Here is an 18,134-nt window from a genome sequence, read left to right as displayed (position 1 = left end):
TCCCCGACGAAAAGGGCTTTAAGGCCAACTACCGCACCGTGCTGGATGGCCTGCCGATTGACCAGGCCATGGCCGATCGCATCGTGGAAGAGGCCAATGGGGCCTTCCACCTCAACATGGTGATGTTTCAAGAGCTTGAGGGCAACCTGATCGCCGCCATCGGCAAGGTGCTCTTTGGCTTCCTCACCCGCCGTCAGCGCTCCGGCAGCACTGAGGCCGTGCCCGCCTGAATCGATGCTCAGCACACCACCCCTAACCATGGCGGCTTTCTTGGCCGCCAGCGCCGGCACCTGGCTAACCCGCCGCGCCGTTCACCACCTAGACCATCAAGACGATGAGGCAGGAGATTCAAACCTGACCATCGAGCCCTTCGACGCCTCTGATGCCGTGGTCCAGAGGGTCTGTGAAAGCCTGGACGTAGGTGCGGGTGAGGCAGCTGGGGGGGCACGCTTTTGGTGGGAAAGCAACCTCAAGGAGGCAAGCCGCAGCGAGGACCAAGCTGCCGTGCTGGTTGATGTGGTGGATGCTCAGAACCCCCGCCGAGGCTTCCTATTGCGCGACAAGGGCTACATCGAAAAACAACCGGTCGTTAGCACCTATGTATTTGCCGAAGACGGCCTGCTCACGATCACGACCCGCTATGACACGAACATCGGCATTGAACGCTGTTGGTTCGTCACGAATGACGTGAGGATTCGGGTCAGCAGCGTGCAGTTTCTTAATGGCGTCAGCATGACCACCTATTGCACCGAGCTTCGCTGCCCCAGTGGCGGCGATCTGGAGGCGATCAGGGCAGAGGCCCAAAGCCGATTCCCCGCTGCCAGCCAGCATCCATCCACCCCAGGCTAGAAACCCCGAATGTTCGACGATTTTCTCAACGAACTCCACGCGGGGATCCAGGCAAGCGGCGGCCAACCCCTGGAAATCCCAGAAGGGCTAGGGGAATGCCATTCCGCCAAGGGCACCAGCGTGATCAAGAGCTGGCTTTGGCAGTTGCCGGGCATTAGGAGGTGGCGGGTCACCCGGTTGGATGCCGGTGAGAGCCTCCAGGTGCTCAACTCCGTGGCCTATCCCGACTACGACCGCGATCAACCGCTCATGGGTATCGATCTGCTCTGGTTCGGAGCCCGTCAAAAACTGGTGGCCGTACTCGACTTCCAGCCCCTATTGCAGACCCCGCAATATCTGGAGCAGCACCTGGAAGGTCTGCGCCAGCTGCAAGAGCAGTTCCCTGAGCTCAGTGGGGAGGAGGCCATGCGTTCCTACGACCCCCACCAGTATTTCTCCCCCTGGTTACTTTTCTGCAGAGGCGATAAGCAGCAGGCAGAAGGCTCCCTGCCTACGGCTTTCACTGCCTTCCTCAAGGCCTACTGGGCCCTGCACAATGCTCCCCAAAAGGGAGTGGGCCTGGAGCCCACGGAGGTGGCTCGCCTGCAGACCATCTACGACCAATACAGCGCCGAAAGGGATCCCGCCCATGGTCTGTTCACTAGCCATTTCGGCAAGGCCTGGTCAGATCGATTCCTGCAAGAGTTCCTTTTCCCCGGGAGCCTTCTCGAACCCCTCCCAACCCACGATGTCTCCCCATGACCACCACCCCCATGGCCAGAAGCTCCAGCCTCGACCCTGTTGACCTGAAGGGTTGGCGCTGGGCTGTCTTTTTGGATCATGCGGTGGCATCCCTCAAGAACCTGGAACCCGTTGCCTACCCGGTCGACTCCCAATTCCTCAGCCGTGACGGGAGCACCGGCTCCAAGGCCCAGCCCATTGCTGTCAGCACCGCAACCTGGGCCTGCAGCACGGAGAAACTGCGCCAGGTGCGGGCGGCCTGCGTGCAGGCGGGTGCTGCGGCATCGGTGCTCAATTTCGTAATCAATCCTTCCTGCAACTTCGATCTGCCCTTCTTTGGAGCCGATCTAGTCACCCTGCCATCGGGTCATCTGATCGCCCTTGATCTACAACCAGCGATCAAGACCGATGCTGTTCACACCGAGAAGGTTTGGGAGCGCCTGCTGCCGATCTGGGAGCAATGGCAACATCGCCTGCCCGATGGTGGGCCCATCCCCCCTGAGGCGGAGCCCTACTTCTCCCCTGGCTTTCTCTGGACCCGGATTCCCCATGGGGAGGAAGGCGATGGGCTGATCCAATCGGTGGTCTTTCCTGCCTTCAAGGCCTACCTGGAGCTCTATCTGCAGCTGGTGGCAGAGGCCAACCCGGTGGATGGGGAGCGCCGGCAACAACTTTTGGCCGGCCAGCATCGCTACACCGCGTACCGGGCAGAGAAGGATCCCGCCCGGGGCATGCTCAGTCGCTTCTACGGCTCGGAATGGACCGAGGCCTACATCCACGGAGTGCTGTTCGACCTTTAAATGGCATCACCAAATGGCCCGATGCTGCGAATTGCCATCGTCGGTGCGGGCACTTCAGGCCTGCTACTAACCCTGATGCTCCAACGCCAGGGCCATCGGGTAAGCCTGTTTGAGCGGAGCTCTGCGCCCCGCGCCGAGGGTTGCGGGATTTTGCTGGTGGCTGCCGGGGTGCAGGCGGTGCTGGAGGCGGGTGTGCCGGGCCTTGTCGAAAACCTGATAGCCGCGGGTCAAAAGGTACAGACCTTCCACATACGCAACCTGGTGGGGAGGTCAATCAACTCTTCTCCAGCCGAGCAGCGTCCAGGAGAGCCACCCGGCCTTTTGATTCATCGCAGCGCCATTTTGAAGACCCTCTGGCAAGAGGTCGACCCTGACCTCTTCCATGGAAATTGTGCCGTGGCCAATTGCCATCAGGATGAAACAGGTGTGAGCGTGCAATTCAGCGATGGCCGTAGCTGGCAGGGGGATTTGCTGATCGGCGCCGACGGCATTTTTTCGCAGGTGGCCATGGCGGTGGCACCGGAAAGGCACCTCAATTACCTGGGTGATCGGGTGTGGCGTGGTGTGGTCGCCGACGACCACTTCTGCACCAACGGCGATTTCTTTGTCTATGCAAGGGGCCGTGGCATCTACGCCAACTTTTTCGACCTGGGCCGCGATGAACAGGGCATAGCCCAAACCCATTGGGGTTTTTTCAACGAAGAAGACCTGCCAGCAGAGCGCAGTGAGCAACGCCGACTTCTGCAGGAACCAGTTCCCCCTGGGGCCCTGGCAAAACTTGCAGCCGATGCTGCTGACCTGATCGCCAGCACCCCGGCAACCCGGGTGATCGCCAATTGGTCGTTCGACCTCGACCCCCTGCCACGCCTAGCCATGGGCAGGATTGGCCTGATCGGCGATGCCGCCCACGCAATGAGCTCCTCCCAGGCCCGCGGCATGACAGCGGGGCTTGAGGATGCCCTGGTGATGGCCAGGGCCCTGGCATCTTTTCCCACAGACCCCTGCGCCGCCTTAGGTGCGTACCAGACAGAGCGACTGCCAGTGGTTCACAAATACCAGAATCAAAGTAGAGAAGTGAGCAATCGGGTTGGCCGCAGCCGTAGGCCGCAATGGCAGCATCAAGCTCCCAGCTCTGCACCATGAGAACCATGGCCGGCAATGCCGATCCTGATGCCGGGAACTCCACAGCAGGGGAACCGATCACGGAGGCCGAAGCCCTTAGGCGCCTGCTCCAAAGCGAAGACCATTCCCAGCAGTACTACGGAGCCTGGTGGCTGGGCCGGATGCGCAGCCAGCACCCGGAGGCCGTGCCCCTGCTTTGCCGAGCCCTAAACCAACGGCGCCCCAGGAATCCCGGAGCTGGGGTGGAGGAAAATGCCGTAGCCCGGAATGCGGCCCGGGCCCTGGGCAAGTTGGCGCCCGCTGCCCGGGCGGCCATTCCCGACCTACTGGCCTGCCTTGAAGACCCAGATGATGGTCTGCGCGAGGCCGCAGCCCGGGCCCTAGGGGAACTGAAGGCCACCGAAGCCATAGCCCCGATTTGCGCCCGGCTCGCCAGTGGGCCAGAGCGGGCTGGGGGGCAAAGGGCTGATGGGCCGAGGCTGCAAGAACCCTGCGAGGCCCTGTTGGAAGCCCTGGGCGACATCGGCCTAGCCACGCCAGAGGTGCTGGCGGTGGTGGAGCCATTCACGGGCCATGGGCGTCCCCTGATCCGCAGTGCAGCAGCCCGCACCCTGTTGCAGCTCAGCGGTGAGGCCCGATGGAGCGAGCTCCTAATCGAGCTGCTGGAGCACCCCCAACTCTTAGTGCGGCGAGCTGCCCTGATGGATCTGGGGGCAACCGGCTGGAGGCCAGCCCTGGAGCCGATCTCGCGCACTCTGGCCGAAAATAGCTTCAAATTAATGGCCCTACGCGGCCTGGTGGAGAAGGGCCAGGGTGAACCCGGCGAAGCAGCCCTACTGGCCTGCATGGATTCCCTGCTATGAGCGCCAGTCCTCCCGTGGGCCCGGATTTAGATGTGCTGATCAGGGCAGTGCGGAAAGCTGCCAGCAGCGAGGCCCTATTGCTGGCAACCCAGGAGCTGGCCAGCAGCGGCCAACCGGGGGCAACCCCCACCCTGGTGGAGGTGCTCGGCTTCAACAATCCCGGTGCCGCCGCGGCCGCGGTACGTGGCCTAATCGGCCTGGGGCCGACAGCGGTAGAAGCCCTACTGCTGCTGGATCAACAAAACTATGGGGCCCGGGCCTGGGCGGTGCGGGCCCTGGCCAGCATCGGCGACGTGCGCGGGTTGGAATTGCTGGTGGACGCCCTTGGCAGCGATGTGGCCGCCAGTGTGCGTCAGGCCGCCGCCAAGGGCTTGGGCAACCTGCAACTGGCTGAATTAGAAGCATGGCGCCAGCAGCAGATCCGCTGCCTTTGCCTTGAAGCCCTGCTGGCAGCCTGTGGCGATGGGGAATGGGTGGTGCGCTATGCGGTGGTGGTGGGCCTCGAGGCCCTTGGAGCGGGCCTGGAGCTCGGCTCCGCAGCCCACGGCAAGTTGCTTGCGGGGCTCGACGGGCTCCAACGGCCCAGCAGTGACAATCCGAAGGTGGTGCAGCTAAGGGCCAACCTGGCCCTCAAGCGCCTCCAATCTCCATGACAGCTTCAGCCAAACCATCACTGCTGTTTGTCTGCCTGGGCAACATCTGCCGCTCCCCAGCCGCCGAGGGGGTGTTTCTGCACCTGAGCGAAAACCAGGGAACGGGCGATCGCTTTGAGGTCGACTCGGCCGGCACCGGGGGCTGGCATGTGGGCAAACCGGCCGATGGGCGCATGCGAAGCGCGGCCCAGGCCCGGGGGATTGAGCTGCCCAGCCGGGCCCGTCAGATCGAAATTGCGGACCTAAACCGCTTCGATTGGATCCTGACGATGGATTCGGACAACCTGGCCCATGTGCAGGCCATGGCCAAGCGCCACGGGCAAGCCACGGCCAAAATCCTGCCGATCACCAGCTTTTGCAGTGGTTTTAGCGTCAGGGATGTGCCCGATCCCTACTACGGCGGCCCCGAGGGTTTCGAGCAAGTGCTCGACCTACTCGATGACGCCTGCCGGGGCCTTCTCGAGCACCTGGCCTCCTAATTGGGGGCGGGCCAGGCCTCCTCGGGCACCCGATCACGGAACAGATCGACTAAGGCCTGGATCACCGCCCCGATCTCCATACCGTCGGTAACCAGCTCAATCGCATCTGCGGCCTGGCACAGGGGCGCCACGGCGCGGGTGGAGTCGAGGTGGTCGCGCTCGGCGATCTGCTGCTCCAACTCCTCGAGGGGGGGCACCGCAAAGCCCCGCTGCTGGAGATCCGCCGCCCGCCGCCGGGCCCGTTCAATGGTGGTGGCCGTTAGGAACACCTTCAATTCAGCGTCTGGGAAAACGGCGGTGCCGATATCGCGCCCCTCCGCCACCAAGCCCCCCCGCTGGCCCATGGCCTGTTGCTGGCTGGTAAGGGCTGCGCGCACGCAGCCATGGGCCGCCACCAGGGACACCTGGGCCGTAACTCCGGGGCTACGAATCGCATCCGTGACCTCATGGCCATTAATGCGCACCTGCTGCTCTCCGCCGGCCGCCGTAGTAAGCCGCAAATCCAAGTCCACCAGCAGGGGCGCCACCGCCTGGCCATCGGCTGGATCAACGCCCTGCTGCTGCACCCACCAGGTGAGGGCCCGGTACATCGATCCCGTGTCGAGATAAATCAGGCCCAAACGCTTGGCAAAAGCCTTCGTAACTGTGCTTTTGCCCGCCCCAGCGGGGCCATCAATGGCAACGATCGGAGAGCGGCTCATCAGGAAGGTGTGGTCGATCAAACGGCTAGACCCACAGTGCACGGCGGCGGCCAAAAGGCCCACCCCCGCCAGGGCAGTCAGTGGCCTCAGGTTATGGGCCGACACCAACTCCACATACTCAACCGCCAGGCCCGCCGCCTCGAGCCGTTGGCGTACGCCGGCAATCAGGGATTTCGCAGACAGTGGGTCTTTGGCTTGGGTCTGGTCCTGGGCCTTGATCGCCCCAGCTGCAGCCGCCAGGGCCCCTGGCAAGGCCCATGCCTGCTCCATTTGCCCAGGCTCGAGGTAGCGGTTGCGGGAACTGCAGGCCAGCCCGTGGTCTTCTCGCACGGTGGCGCAGCCCTCAATCCAAGCCTGGAAACCCAAGTCGGAAGCGACCCGCCGCAGGATTATCAGCTGCTGCCAATCCTTTTCCCCCATCACCAACCGATCGGGCCGCACAAGCTGCAAAAGCCGAGTAACAACAGTGGCCACGCCGTTGAAGTGGCCGGGGCGACTGCGGCCACAAAGAACCTCCTGCAGGCTGGCCGCCGGCTGAATCGCCGTGAGCTCCTCCACGCCTTTGGGATAGATCTCAGCCACCGAGGGGGCAAAAACTGCAGCCACACACCCCTGCTCAGCCACCGCCAAATCGGCCGCCAGATCCCTGGGATAGCGGCTGAAATCTTCGCCAGGGCCAAATTGGCTGGGATTTACAAAGATGCTGGCAAGCACCGCTGGCTGGCCAGCGCCCCGCAGCTCGGTGGCCCTGCAAAAGAGCCGTAGGTGGCCTTGGTGCAGCGCCCCCATCGTGGGCACGAAATGCACGGGCCCAGGCTGTTGCTGCCGCCAGAGGGCCAGGTCACTGCAACTTTGAAGAAGCTGGAGAGCCAAGGCGGATCAATCCAAACAAAAACCCACCCGCCAGATTGGCGGATGGGTCGCGGTGACTCGATTTACTGGATCACTTCGAGCTTGACGGGAGCCAGGCCGCTGGCGGTAAGGCCGAGCTGGTTGGCTGCCCCATGGGCAATGTCAATAACGCGGTTGCCATGGAAGGGTCCGCGGTCATTGATGCGCACCATCGCCGTTTTGCCGTTAGCCATGTTGGTGACACGCACCTTGGTGCCGAAGGGCAAGGAACGGTGGGCGGCGGTGAAGGTTCCGGGACGGAGCACTTCACCGCTGGAGGTGCGGTTGCCGTAGAGGCCAGGTCCGTACCAGCTGGCTTGGCCCTGGAAGGCCCTGATGACCTTGGCGGTGGGAATGGCGAGGGGAGCAATCGGCAACTCAGGACCCAACTGGATTAGGGGATCTTCTGAACTGGCATTGCCACCGGCCTCGCGGATAGCGACCTCGGTGCTGGGACTTGCTGTCTGGAGCTCACCGAATTGGGTGGAAGCTCTGCTCGATTCGGCCAATGCGGGAACAAGGGCGCTACCAGAGAGAGACAGGGCAAGGGCCCCTAGGAAGAAGGTGCGACGCATAACAAACGAAACCCGCCGCCTTAAGGGGCAGCAACCACAAGCGAATTAGTGGTTCATCAGCGTTGGATTTACTTGTCAGCCAAAACCAAGAATTGAAAAACCCAAATGGGAGTTCCTCAAAATCGTGGCGGGTTTGAGAAGCGAATTCGCCGGTGGAGTTCCTATCTCGAATTAACAACCCCGGAAACCTATCCGCCTTTCCGAAGGCTTTTGGTGCAGTTAGCCACCATCATCTTTGATCAGCAATCACTATCGAACCGCCCCAGCCCAGGCCCTACCTGGGCTTCCGGGCAGCCCGCAAGCCCCTGGCGATCAGCGAGGCAAATCACTGACATAAGTCCAGCTGATCGTCAATTGTGCCAATCGCCGGGTCGTCCACGGCCAGTGGCCGGAAACTGGCGTTGGCCAGCCCCGGCATTGGAGGATCTCCAAAGCAGATACCAGGGCGCCTTCTCGATGGACTACCGCACAGCCGGAGTAGACGTGGCCGCAGGCAGGGCCTTCGTGGAGCGGATCAGGTCCAGTGTGGAATCAACCCGCCGGCCTGAGGTGGTGGGAGGCCTGGGGGGATTTGGGGGCTTCTGCCGCCTGCCAGCGGGCCTCAAGGAACCCCTACTGGTCGCCGGCAGCGATGGGGTGGGCACCAAGCTCGAATTGGCCCAGGCCCACGGCCAGCACCACAACGTGGGCATCGACCTGGTGGCGATGTGCGTAAACGATGTGATCACCAGTGGCGCTGAGCCGCTTTTCTTCCTCGACTACATCGCCACCGGCAAGCTCAGCCCGGAGGCAATGGCTGCCGTGGTGGAGGGCATTGCCGATGGCTGCCGCCAGAGCGGTTGCGCCTTGCTAGGTGGCGAAACCGCCGAGATGCCTGGCTTCTACGGACCAGGGCGCTACGACCTTGCCGGCTTCTGTGTGGCCGTGGTGGAGGCGGCCGAGGTGATCGACGGCCATCTGGTGCAAGCCGGTGATCGAATTCTGGCCGTGGCCAGCAGCGGGGCCCACAGCAATGGCTTCAGCCTGGTGCGACGCATCCTCGAAGACCAGGGCGTCAGCGATGCAACCCTGCTGCCGGGCAAAGAAGAAGGCCTAATAAACGCACTGCTGGCCCCCACCCGCCTCTATGGAGCACTGACAAAAGCCCTAAAGGAGGCGGCCACCCCATTGCACGGCATGGCCCACATCACCGGTGGCGGGCTGCCGGAAAACCTGCCCCGCTGCATACCCGCCGGCCTCCACGGCCGCATTGATCCAGGCAGCTGGCCCAGGCCAGCCATCTACCAATGGCTGCAGAACGCGGGGGAGGTGCCAGAAGCAGATATGTGGAACACCTTCAACCTGGGGGTGGGCTTTTGCCTGGTGGTGCCGCCCAACGCGGTGGCAGCGGCCCTGGCCACCTGCGCAGCCCAGGGCTACGAAGCCTGGGAGTTGGGAGAGGTGGTCCCAGGGCCTGCCCCAGCAGCGGGATTGGCGGGCTTGCCGGGGATCCAGCCTGGGCCACTAGGCTGCCTGTAGCGGATTCCGGGCACCTAGGCCCCGGAGATCTTGTCGGTTGGGATCGCGATCGCAACGGAATCAAGCAATAGGCCCTTAATAAGGATCGGATGTCATGACCTTTAATTCCAGCGAAATTGCGATTGGCAATAGCAGCAGCCAGGCCGGCGCGCCTTCCCCTATCCCGGCACCGATAGCCACCGGCCAACGCCTGACCCGGCGCCGCAGCTCAGCCGGCCCCCTGGCACCGGTGCGCCCCCAACGGCCGAAGGAAGGCTATGGAGCGCCCCAGCGGCCTGCCTATCCCATGGGTGGTGGCGGGGGCATGCGTCCCACCTTCCTCACCCTGCGCGACCACGGCAAGGTTTTTGTGGCCGATCTGCCCCGGCTCTCCGATGGCCAATTGGCCCACGTGGCCAAGGAGGTGCATGAGGTTCTCGACAGCCTCACCCGTCGATTGGCGGAACTTGAAACCCAAAGCTTTCTCTCCCAACCAGAGCAGGACACCCGCATCCGCGCTGCCACCAAGCGCGATGTGACCGAAAGGTTTATCCGGGCCATCGCCGAAGAGCAAGACCTACGCCGCAACAATCCAGCCCTGCGGGCCGCCGCGGGCGAATCCCTGGCCCGGGCCTTCCTCGAGCTGGCCCGCCACCGCTTACCCGGATCCACCTTTGATTCGCTGCTGCAGGAAGCCTTGGAAGCCTGTGGACCAAATGCCGAAGGGGCTGAAGAGGCCCACGCAGCCAACCCCGTGGTGCCGATGGTGCGTCCCCAGGCGCTGCCGGTGGTGCTCACTCCAGACGTGAACGAGCAAATCGAAGCCAGCTAGAGCGGTGCAAAATCTGTCATCCAGCCCCGAGAAGCCCAGCGAAGAAGGGCAGCAGGAAACTGCCCCAGCCCCTGATCCCGTGCTCTGCAAGCACTGTGGACGCACCGCCAGCAACGGCATTAGCTGCGAAGGCATTTGCGTAGCTGATTCGGGCTATTGAAATGAACAGGCTGGGCCTGGCCTTGGCTCTCAACATCAGTGCCGTGTTAATGGCAGCCGCCCAGGCCGGGGGTTTTGGCCGCTGGGAAACCCAGCTGGGTAGTTGCCAAATCGAGCACCGCATCGCCAGGCTCGGGCAGCAAACAGTGGCCAATAACTGCCGCAGGATGCGGCTAGAGCAAAATATCGAGGGCCTGCTGAGCGCCAGATTCATCGCCCCCGGCCGGGAGCTGATTTTCGTGGGCTCCCTTGAGAAAGGTCAAAAGCCAATGCTTTGCAACGGCGATGGAGGCTGCAAGCCGGAATTGCCGATCAAGCTTTTGGTCAGCACGGTGGCAGAAGCCTCATTTGATAGCCGCGGCCTGGCAAGAGGCATTCCCCATGCCCAGCTGGCGCGGGGCGAATGTGAAGTGACGAACAGAAGCGTCAATTGCCAGGCTTCTATCGGGGAAGGGGATAGCTGGCATGCCAGCGCCAGCCTTTAGGACCTATTTCTTGGCGCCCTCTGAACTGCTGTCGGAGCTGTTTTGATGGCCATCTAGGTGCTTTTCGCAGGCCTGGGCTGGGGCTGGGGACCAGGTCGAGGCCGCACCTACGAAAACCGCGGCACAAAGCAGGGTGGTGGCGACCAGGCGTTTCATCGGGCTAGGGGAGCTATCTAGGTCTGTCAAGATTAAGCCGCAGCTGCGGTGCCAGCTGGGTTGACTTGGGATCCAGCACCAGACGACTTCTTACCATTGATGAGTTGTTGAGTTCCTCACTTGGAGCCCTCACCACCCCATTACCTGGATGCGCTGGACCACCTCTGCCACCAGGTGGACGGTGACCCTGAATTTGGGCAGCAGTTTTACGGAGCCTCCACACCAGAGCAGATGGTGGAGCTGGCGATGGAAAGCGGGATTTTGATTGATGCCGACGACTTCCGGGCCCTACTGAGAAGCGGCAGCACTGAATTTTGGGAGGTTCGCGGAGACGAGGAGCACAACCCGATTACCCACCTGCAGAGGGTCTTTCGGATTTCATGCTGAAAGGGGCACTCTGCACGTTTTCTAGACCCATTGGCACCCAGGTCGACCAAAAGTGCCTTTCGACACCCATTCCCCCATCGCAACCAATTAAGATTTGTAAAGAAGTTTTCAAATCCATGGACTGGTCTGCAGCATTTTCGGCTCTACCTTCTTCTGAACTAGACAAATTAGCGATTTTGAGGGTGATCGAATGCACAAATGGCGTCATTCAAAATCTGTATAGGGAGGGCAGCCCCGATGCCCTATCCGTGGATGAAACCCGCCAAGCGATGAAATTCTCCATGTCATGCATCAAGAGCATGGCAATCCCAATGGGTGATGAACAAGTCACATTTTGTGAGCCCACGGCTGGTCTATTTACTGAAATAAGGCGTCTTTATATCAGCGGAGCCAAAAACAACAATACAGCGGATTGGGCTGAGTTTCTGCGCGCCTCAGAAGCAAACCTAAGGGCCATAGGTCTTGAGAGGATAGAAGCTGCCAAGCGGGAAATTTTCTACCACATCTATGATCTTCCACCCCACACCCTGGATTGGGGGGTGGACTACATCAAAGGATTCATAGGGGCCAGGATCTAGCTGCCAATTCAAATCGCCACTGCAATCATTCAATGCTGATGGCGGTGATGTTCATCACTTGCATGGGGATGCGCGTGTGTGATGGGTTCGTGTTTATGGGTATGGGAATGCCATAAAGGTTGATCCTGTTTTGTATCATCTGTTTCCCCATTTGGATGCTCATGGGCATGGTGGGGGTCCTGATCAATTGGGGAGTGACAGTGCTTATGTTCATGCCACTGTTCGCTGTGGCGATGCCAATGGGCATGGTCTTCTTGAAGCAGCAGGACAATACCCCCAAACATCAAGGCAGCAGCGGCAAGCAGATTGCTGCCCATTGTTTCCTTTAATACAACGACTGAAAAACCAGCACCAACAAAAGGTGCCGTCGCAAAAATTACCGATTCCCTGGCAGCACCCAATTCCCTTAATGCCAGCAAATCCAACCAGATAGAAAGTCCATATCCGATGCCACCAATTACAAGGAGGAGTGCCGTCTCGATAGGCGTGGGGAACCTTGCTCCTGCCATACCAGCAACAATCAGCATCGGTACTGCAGCACCAACTGATTTCAGCAAGGCAACTTGGATTGGATCCCTGATGCTCAGGCGCTGACTGATGTTGTTGTCAATGCCCCATCCCAGACACGCCAGGGCAATAAGAACTGCTCCGTAAAGGGTGGGACCAGTGGTTGTTCCACCACCAATGATCACTGCGCCAGCAAGGATCAGTACCGCTGCGGTGATTCCTTTGCCGCTGAGGTGCTCTCTACCCACCACGATGGCGATTCCCATCGTGAAGATCGCCTCTAGGTTCAGCAGCAGGGATGCGGGCCCCGCCGAAAGAAGCGCCAGGCCACTTACTAAACAGATGGGCGCTGCGATGCCACCGATCAAGGTCAACATTGCCAGCATCCCAAGATCTTGGCGTTTAACCGAACTCTCCTGGTTGCTTTTGCCCAGCACGCTCCTTGCTGCTAGCAACCCAAGCGCAGACCCGCCATAGAGCAGACCCGCAATCGAAAGTGGCGACCCTGAGGGGGTGAGGGTGCTGATGAGTGGGGCGCTCAATCCGAAGGTCACTGCAGCAAGCAGACCCCTGAGCAAACCCTGGTGCTGGCGGTTCATCAAACCAGCGTAAATCGCGTATCCCACTGCTTTCAAGCGCCTGTTACCCCCGACACCTGACCTCGGTAGGGGTAGGGGTGTCCGCTTGAACACCTACGGCAATCCCCCTATGGCGTAAGTGTAAATGCCTAATAGTGTTGACGAGTCGCAATGAGCGACGGGAGACCCATCCTTGGCGGAGTCGAACACGCCAGGGATTTTTTTGTAAACAGACATTGCGCCTGCTCACGCTTAACGCCAGTGCCTGACTGGAATAATTTGCCTATGGCGGTGTTCGACCCGTCCATAGGTTGAGGAAGTGGGCGGAGGTTCCGGTTATGCGGGATTTGGTTACTGCAAAACTTTCTGAATCATTGCCCTCGTACCGATTTGTTTGTCAGATCACAAAGGTGTGATGCTTCTGGCGCGAATATTCATTTGGCATATTTAAGGCCGTCGCCGATACATCTTGAAGTCGCCTGCGTCACTTTCGCACTCTTTTTTTCAGTGAAACAATAAGTTATTGGTCAAATCATTCTTTTCTCTCATGCGGATCATCCGTTCTGAGGATCAGTACTGCCTACTGTTGACAAAGGCAGAGGCGGAGTGCCTTTCGGACGTCTGTGCCATGGTGTTCTTGGCGGGTCAAACCGATCCACGGGCAACGCTTCCGCCACAGATGAATGTCCTGCTGAGCACCCTGTTTGACGTACTCCGCAAATGTGCCTCACAAGATGGCGTGGAACCCTTTGCCCCGTCAGCGAACCCGTAAAGAGTGATTGAGGCAACCTTCGCACCGTAAATCCACGCTTTCTACAGGGTCTTGGGTGCTGTGGTGCTTCAGAACCTACCCTTCACCAGACAGTGCCCCCAGTGGACCAGTCGGGATTCGTTGAAGGTCGCTGCTCCCAATGGGTCGCTCGGTAGGAGGCGAGCAGGGGGATGCCTGCGATGATTGACTAGTGACTTCCTGTTCGACCTGTAGGCACTTCAGCGGGCGCGTTGCTCCTCAGGGGATTTGCCTGGTTTGGCAGAAGGTGATGACCTCAGCGCAGGCAGCGGTCCACCTTTGTTCAATGTGGGAGGTGGTCAAGCACCCGTTGGGTAAAAGGGGCACCCCTGGGTGAAGCCGTCGTGGTCTTATCTGGTCTGCCATCTCTGTTGGCGATAACAGGCGTTGCGGGTTTTCTGGTCATACAGGTTGCTTTGGATGCTTTTTAGCATCCAACACTAAGCACCTTGCTCCTTTTGAGGGTATTGCCTCTTAAGGCACCTGAGGTATGGTGCTCCTTATGGCAAAACAAGTGCGTTTCACCCTCGCCAAGGCAATCGCTAAGGCAAACCTGCGTCGTGCTGAGACAGGTGAAAAGGCAATCACGATGAACTCGCTGGCAACTCAGGCAGGGGTGGCAGCAACGACCATCACAAGGTTGGGGCGTATTGCTGACGACCCAAAGGCGGCATCAGCACTTTCCTTGGAGTTGGCAGGAAAGATCGTGACGGTGCTGGATTGTGAGATTGGGGATTTGTTGGAGGTTTTGAGTGCTAATACAAATTGATATTTGAGGCGGTTAAGGCAGTTTTGTTATCCAGCACAGCAAAGATGCCACCTGATCCAAATCCGCCAGTGGATCCGTTCTGATTCCAGTAGAGATTGCCGTTGCTGGAGTCATAGACAAAAAGGTTGCTTGATGTCAATGCAGTGTTTAATTCACCTGCATTTTTCGCGGTTGTGAGCGATACGCCAGCATTAGTTGCAATGCCAAAAGCAGATCTACCGATCCTGATGCTGTCTCCTTGTGAGGCAGTGAAGTCTGTGATGTGATCTGCAGTTGAAGCACCAAATGTTGGTTTAGTTGATAACAGGAAGGTATCCGCACCACCGAGACCTGTAAGAGTGTCTGCCCCAGCACCACCATCAATTATGTTGTTGCCTGAATTACCAGTGATGGTGTTATTGAGGGTATTACCAGTGGCGTTGATTGCTGATGTGCCAGTGAGGACAAGGTTCTTGTATCCTGACGCAAGAGTAGTGGTCGCACCTGAGGAAAAAGTATCGGTGGAAGAATCAGTAACTACTACAGAAGTAGTTGTCCCTACTTGATTCTTAAAAGCAGAATCAGTATAAAGTTTGATCTGTAAGGTTTCTAGTCCTTCTGTTGTCAGATCACTGGCAAGTGTATGACTAAAAGCGTAAATACCATTTGATCCAACAGTGCCAGAACCCGTTAAAGCACCAGCAGAGAAATCAGCAGTGCTGATGCCAGTGCCTGAAAGCGAGTAGTAAAGGGTGGTGCCAGTAGTAACGCCTTTTGTCGTGACTGTAGTAGTTAGGGTTGCGCCTTCATTGATGGTGGTTGCTGATGGTGTGACTGCATATGTTTTAGGAGTTAGGGAAGAATCAGCAATCACTACAGAAGCAGTTGCCCCCACCTGAACAGTGCGAGCAGAATCAGTATAAAGTTTGATTTGTAGGGTTTCTAGTCCTTCTGTTGTCAGATCACTGGCAAGTGTATGACTAAAAGCGTAAATACCATTTGATCCAACAGTGCCAGAACCCGTTAAAGCACCAGCAGAGAAATCAGCAGTTGTAATGCCAGTGCCTGAAAGTGAGTAGTAGAGGGTTGTGCCAGTGGTAACGCCTGTTGTAGTGACTGTTGTAGTTAGGTTTGATCCTTCATTGATGGTGGTTGCTGAGGGTGATATGGAGTAGGTCTTAACTGGTGTCAAAGAAGAATCAGTAACGACTACAGAAGCAGTAGACCCCACCTGAAGAGTGAGAGCAGCATCAGTAAATAGTTTGATCTGTAGGGTTTCATTTCCCTCAGTTGTCAGATCATTGGCAAGAGTATGAGAAAGGGTGAACTTACCATCAGTACCAACGGTGCCTGAACCCGTTAAAGCACCAGCAGAGAAATCAGCAGTGCTGATGCCAGTGCCTGAAAGCGAGTAGTAAAGGGTGGTGCCAGTAGTAACACCCTTTGTCGTAACAGTAGTGGTTAAGGTTGATCCTTCATTTAGGGTCGTTGCGGATGGGGTGACTGTATATATTGGCAGTGGTGTATCTGGAAAATCCTTTAGTCTTGTTATGGTTTCATCGATTAGAGATTTCAAGATACTGTGGTCGTTCAGGTAAAAGTCCAGGTCGACGCTGTCTGCTTGTTCCCAACTTCTAGAGGGCGCACCTTGAGCAATAATATAACTTTTGAGTGAATCTTTTGAGTACTGACCGGTTAAACCTCCTCCACCTGATCCAAAGTCGACATACTCAATTCCGTTGCCAGGACCGAAGAAATCCAGTATTAGTACGTCCATATTGGCATCGCCGCTCCCGCCTATGTAGGCGAAAAAATGTCTATTATCTATGATAGAACCGTTCCATTTTTCCCCCATTCTTGCCGGAATGTTGCGCAAAATGACAACATCGGAAGAGGAGTCTTGCGTCCCATATTCGGCAACAATAGCACTCGACAACCCATCTAGAATGTAAGTATCGTTGCCGCTTCCACCAATCAAAAATACAGGCGATTGATTGGTTTTTGTTGATAAAATATCGTTGCCTTGCTTGCCCCATATTGCCGTATTTGACGTTGAGGCGGAGAGAGAATCGCTACTCGCTGATCCTCCGACATAAGATGGATTTAATAAGTCAAAAACTGTTGCCATAAGAACCTCAAAAACTCAAAGGAACAGAGGCACGCCACGAAATGGCAACCCCTGTCTGGATATCGGTATCATACGACGCTTCTTAGTGATTCCTACAGGTTTGCGGGATCTGCATAAGGCGCTCTCTGCCACTGCCAATGGGTCGGCAACAGTTGCGAAATCCCCCGTTCCTTAGCGCCTGATACCCCAGGGGGAGCACCTGAGCAGTCACTTGCCCCTACTCTCACCACTGCTGCCATTTCTGAAGAATTCAAATGGAATGCCGTCATATCCACCTCTGCCTGACGGACTGTTTCCAGCAGTCGCTCAAAGATCAGGCGCACCCTGCCTTGACTTTTCCCGACCCTTGGGAGTAGTACGGGCGTACTTGCTGTCGTCTGATGACTGCTGCGCCTTCTGCCTTTGCCGCTGAGGAATGGGACTACCTCGATCACTTCACCCTCAAGCAATCGAAGACCTCAAAGGTCTGTATCACCTGCCAGCACTTCCGCTACGAGGTCGGTAACCGTTGCGAAACCTTGCTCACCTGCCCCATTCATCAGCGCCTGATACCTCAGGGAGATCACCTGACCAGTCGCTGTTCCCAATGGGTTCCTCGGCGGGAGGCAGTGCTTGGGTGGTGTTCTGAGGGGTGACGTGGAGGCGACTTCGTCGGTAGGGGTGTCCGCTTGAACACCTACGGCATTCCCCCTGTGGCGTAAGTGCAAATGCTTAATAGCGTTGGTGAGTCGTCTTGAGCGACGGGAGATCCATCCTTGGCGTAGTCGAACACGTCAGGGATTTTTTTGTGAATAGACATTTCGCCTGCCCACGCTTAACCCCAGTGCCTGACTGGAATAATTTGCCTATGGCGGTGTTCGACCCGTCCATAGGTTGAGGAAGTGGGCGGAGGTTTCGTTCCCGTCGCTGACGCCCCTCTCCTCCCCCTTTGCTTGAGCACCTGATGAAGAGCACCATTGCCACTGGTCTGACTGGGGTTTTGGCATCCCTTGCCCTGATTGCCAGTCCTGCTCTCGCTCAGCAGATGTTCCCTGCGGGTGGAAGCGGTGGGACTTCCTGCCCTGGTGGTTCCAGTTACAAAGGCAGTGGGTATTGCAGGGCAAGAAACCCAGGGCAGCAGTTTTTCCCAGCAGGTGGCAGTGGCGGTACCTCCTGTCCTGGAGGTTCCAGTTATGCGGGATCTGGTTATTGCAAAACTCGCTGATCACTGCCACGACCACCCTGACCAGTCGCTTTTCCCAATGGGTTCCTCGGCAGGAGGTGGTGATTGGGTGGTGTTCTGAGGGGTGAGGAGGGGAGGTGATCAGGAGAATGCCTGCGATGATTGATCAGTGACTTCCTGTTCGACCTATAGGCATTTCAACGGGCCTGTTGCTCCTCAGGGGATTTGCCTGGTTTGGCAGAAGGTGATGACCTCAGCGCAGGCAGCGGTCCACCTTTGTTCAATGTGGGAGGTGGTCAAGCGACCCTGAGGTGGGAATTGATCTGCTGTGCCTCAAGGCGCTCTAACAGGCGTTCGAAATCCTCAGAGCAGAGTTCTCCATTCGCATCCCAGCGCAACGCCGTTGCTGGGAGGTTGGTTTGCTCTTGATTCATTTGTACTTGATGCCTTGATCCCAGGATGGGCACAAATGCT

Annotated in this window: 20 protein-coding genes; 15 read left to right on the top strand and 5 right to left on the bottom strand. The window is 58.2% G+C overall.

The window, feature by feature from the left end:
* From KBY58_RS10225 to KBY58_RS10190, 8 genes are all read left to right on the top strand, one after another.
* The coding region (locus KBY58_RS10225) for a biliverdin-producing heme oxygenase (protein ID WP_255004234.1) at nt 1–230 on the top strand (230 nt) is incomplete at its 5' end.
* A 4-nt stretch (nt 231–234) separates the two neighbouring features.
* Nucleotides 235–849: a phycobiliprotein lyase gene (locus tag KBY58_RS10220; protein ID WP_255004232.1), complete on the top strand. Its 615-nt coding sequence runs from the start codon at nt 235–237 to the stop codon at nt 847–849.
* A 9-nt stretch (nt 850–858) separates the two neighbouring features.
* The gene (locus KBY58_RS10215; protein WP_255004231.1) at nt 859–1,590 is read left to right on the top strand and encodes a 15,16-dihydrobiliverdin:ferredoxin oxidoreductase; all 732 of its coding nucleotides are present in this window, start codon (nt 859–861) and stop codon (nt 1,588–1,590) included.
* Nucleotides 1,587–2,369 (top strand): phycoerythrobilin:ferredoxin oxidoreductase, encoded by a 783-nt coding sequence (locus KBY58_RS10210; protein WP_254934756.1) that lies wholly within the window; start codon nt 1,587–1,589, stop codon nt 2,367–2,369. Before KBY58_RS10215 ends, KBY58_RS10210 begins: the two co-directional genes overlap by 4 nt.
* Nucleotides 2,370–2,390: 21 nt before the next feature.
* Nucleotides 2,391–3,512 (top strand): FAD-dependent oxidoreductase, encoded by a 1,122-nt coding sequence (locus KBY58_RS10205; RefSeq protein WP_255004230.1) that lies wholly within the window; start codon nt 2,391–2,393, stop codon nt 3,510–3,512.
* A gap of 5 nt (nt 3,513–3,517) precedes the next feature.
* Nucleotides 3,518–4,354, top strand: coding sequence for a HEAT repeat domain-containing protein (locus tag KBY58_RS10200; RefSeq protein ID WP_255004235.1), 837 nt, complete (start codon nt 3,518–3,520; stop codon nt 4,352–4,354).
* Nucleotides 4,351–5,007: a HEAT repeat domain-containing protein gene (locus tag KBY58_RS10195; RefSeq protein WP_255004229.1), complete on the top strand. Its 657-nt coding sequence runs from the start codon at nt 4,351–4,353 to the stop codon at nt 5,005–5,007. The genes KBY58_RS10200 and KBY58_RS10195 overlap by 4 nt, the downstream gene beginning before the upstream one ends.
* Nucleotides 5,004–5,486: a low molecular weight protein-tyrosine-phosphatase gene (locus KBY58_RS10190; protein ID WP_255004228.1), complete on the top strand. Its 483-nt coding sequence runs from the start codon at nt 5,004–5,006 to the stop codon at nt 5,484–5,486. Before KBY58_RS10195 ends, KBY58_RS10190 begins: the two co-directional genes overlap by 4 nt.
* Here the strand turns inward: KBY58_RS10190 and KBY58_RS10185 are convergent.
* Both KBY58_RS10185 and KBY58_RS10180 read right to left on the bottom strand, forming a co-directional pair.
* Nucleotides 5,483–7,060: a bifunctional pantoate--beta-alanine ligase/(d)CMP kinase gene (locus KBY58_RS10185; protein WP_255004227.1), complete on the bottom strand. Its 1,578-nt coding sequence runs from the start codon at nt 7,058–7,060 to the stop codon at nt 5,483–5,485. The two genes, KBY58_RS10190 and KBY58_RS10185, sit on opposite strands and share 4 nt — an antisense overlap.
* A 62-nt stretch (nt 7,061–7,122) precedes the next feature.
* Nucleotides 7,123–7,653, bottom strand: coding sequence for a septal ring lytic transglycosylase RlpA family protein (locus KBY58_RS10180; protein ID WP_254934762.1), 531 nt, complete (start codon nt 7,651–7,653; stop codon nt 7,123–7,125).
* A 456-nt stretch (nt 7,654–8,109) separates the two neighbouring features.
* On the opposite strand from KBY58_RS10180, the gene purM reads away from it, so the two are divergent.
* The 4 genes from purM to KBY58_RS10160 all read left to right on the top strand — a co-directional run bounded on the left by purM (nt 8,110) and on the right by KBY58_RS10160 (nt 10,626).
* The gene (gene purM / locus KBY58_RS10175) at nt 8,110–9,171 is read left to right on the top strand and encodes a phosphoribosylformylglycinamidine cyclo-ligase (RefSeq protein ID WP_255004226.1); all 1,062 of its coding nucleotides are present in this window, start codon (nt 8,110–8,112) and stop codon (nt 9,169–9,171) included.
* Nucleotides 9,172–9,265: 94 nt separating this feature from the next.
* Nucleotides 9,266–9,982 carry a hypothetical protein gene (locus KBY58_RS10170; protein WP_255004225.1) on the top strand — a complete coding sequence of 239 codons (717 nt, stop codon included), beginning with the start codon at nt 9,266–9,268 and terminating at the stop codon, nt 9,980–9,982.
* A gap of 4 nt (nt 9,983–9,986) precedes the next feature.
* Nucleotides 9,987–10,142, top strand: coding sequence for a hypothetical protein (locus tag KBY58_RS10165; protein WP_254934880.1), 156 nt, complete (start codon nt 9,987–9,989; stop codon nt 10,140–10,142).
* A 1-nt stretch (nt 10,143) separates the two neighbouring features.
* Complete coding sequence (locus tag KBY58_RS10160) at nt 10,144–10,626, top strand: hypothetical protein (RefSeq protein WP_255004224.1); 483 nt, start codon at nt 10,144–10,146, stop codon at nt 10,624–10,626.
* A gap of 3 nt (nt 10,627–10,629) precedes the next feature.
* Here the strand turns inward: KBY58_RS10160 and KBY58_RS10155 are convergent, their stop codons facing one another.
* A complete protein-coding gene (locus KBY58_RS10155; RefSeq protein WP_255004223.1) occupies nt 10,630–10,782 on the bottom strand; it encodes a hypothetical protein in 153 nt (50 codons plus the stop codon).
* A 120-nt stretch (nt 10,783–10,902) separates the two neighbouring features.
* Here KBY58_RS10155 and KBY58_RS10150 point away from each other — a divergent pair, with 120 nt between their 5' ends.
* On the top strand, nt 10,903–11,169 hold the full coding sequence (locus KBY58_RS10150) for a Nif11-like leader peptide family natural product precursor (RefSeq protein WP_255004222.1): 267 nt from the start codon (nt 10,903–10,905) through the stop codon (nt 11,167–11,169).
* A gap of 116 nt (nt 11,170–11,285) precedes the next feature.
* Nucleotides 11,286–11,747: a hypothetical protein gene (locus KBY58_RS10145; protein WP_255004221.1), complete on the top strand. Its 462-nt coding sequence runs from the start codon at nt 11,286–11,288 to the stop codon at nt 11,745–11,747.
* Between the two features lie 29 nt (nt 11,748–11,776).
* On the opposite strand, the gene KBY58_RS10140 is transcribed toward KBY58_RS10145, so the two are convergent.
* A complete protein-coding gene (locus KBY58_RS10140) occupies nt 11,777–12,853 on the bottom strand; it encodes a DMT family transporter (protein WP_255004220.1) in 1,077 nt (358 codons plus the stop codon).
* 1,259 nt (nt 12,854–14,112) lie between these two features.
* On the opposite strand from KBY58_RS10140, the gene KBY58_RS10135 reads away from it, so the two are divergent.
* Nucleotides 14,113–14,391 carry a helix-turn-helix domain-containing protein gene (locus KBY58_RS10135; RefSeq protein WP_255004219.1) on the top strand — a complete coding sequence of 93 codons (279 nt, stop codon included), beginning with the start codon at nt 14,113–14,115 and terminating at the stop codon, nt 14,389–14,391.
* Here KBY58_RS10135 and KBY58_RS10130 read toward each other — a convergent pair.
* The gene (locus KBY58_RS10130) at nt 14,378–16,498 is read right to left on the bottom strand and encodes a calcium-binding protein (protein WP_255004218.1); all 2,121 of its coding nucleotides are present in this window, start codon (nt 16,496–16,498) and stop codon (nt 14,378–14,380) included. The two genes, KBY58_RS10135 and KBY58_RS10130, sit on opposite strands and share 14 nt — an antisense overlap.
* Between the last annotated feature and the right edge of the window lie 1,636 nt (nt 16,499–18,134).

This window comes from Cyanobium sp. HWJ4-Hawea (assembly GCF_024345815.1).
GTDB lineage: Bacteria > Cyanobacteriota > Cyanobacteriia > PCC-6307 > Cyanobiaceae > Cyanobium_A.
This window is presented reverse-complemented; position numbering and strand designations above follow the sequence as displayed.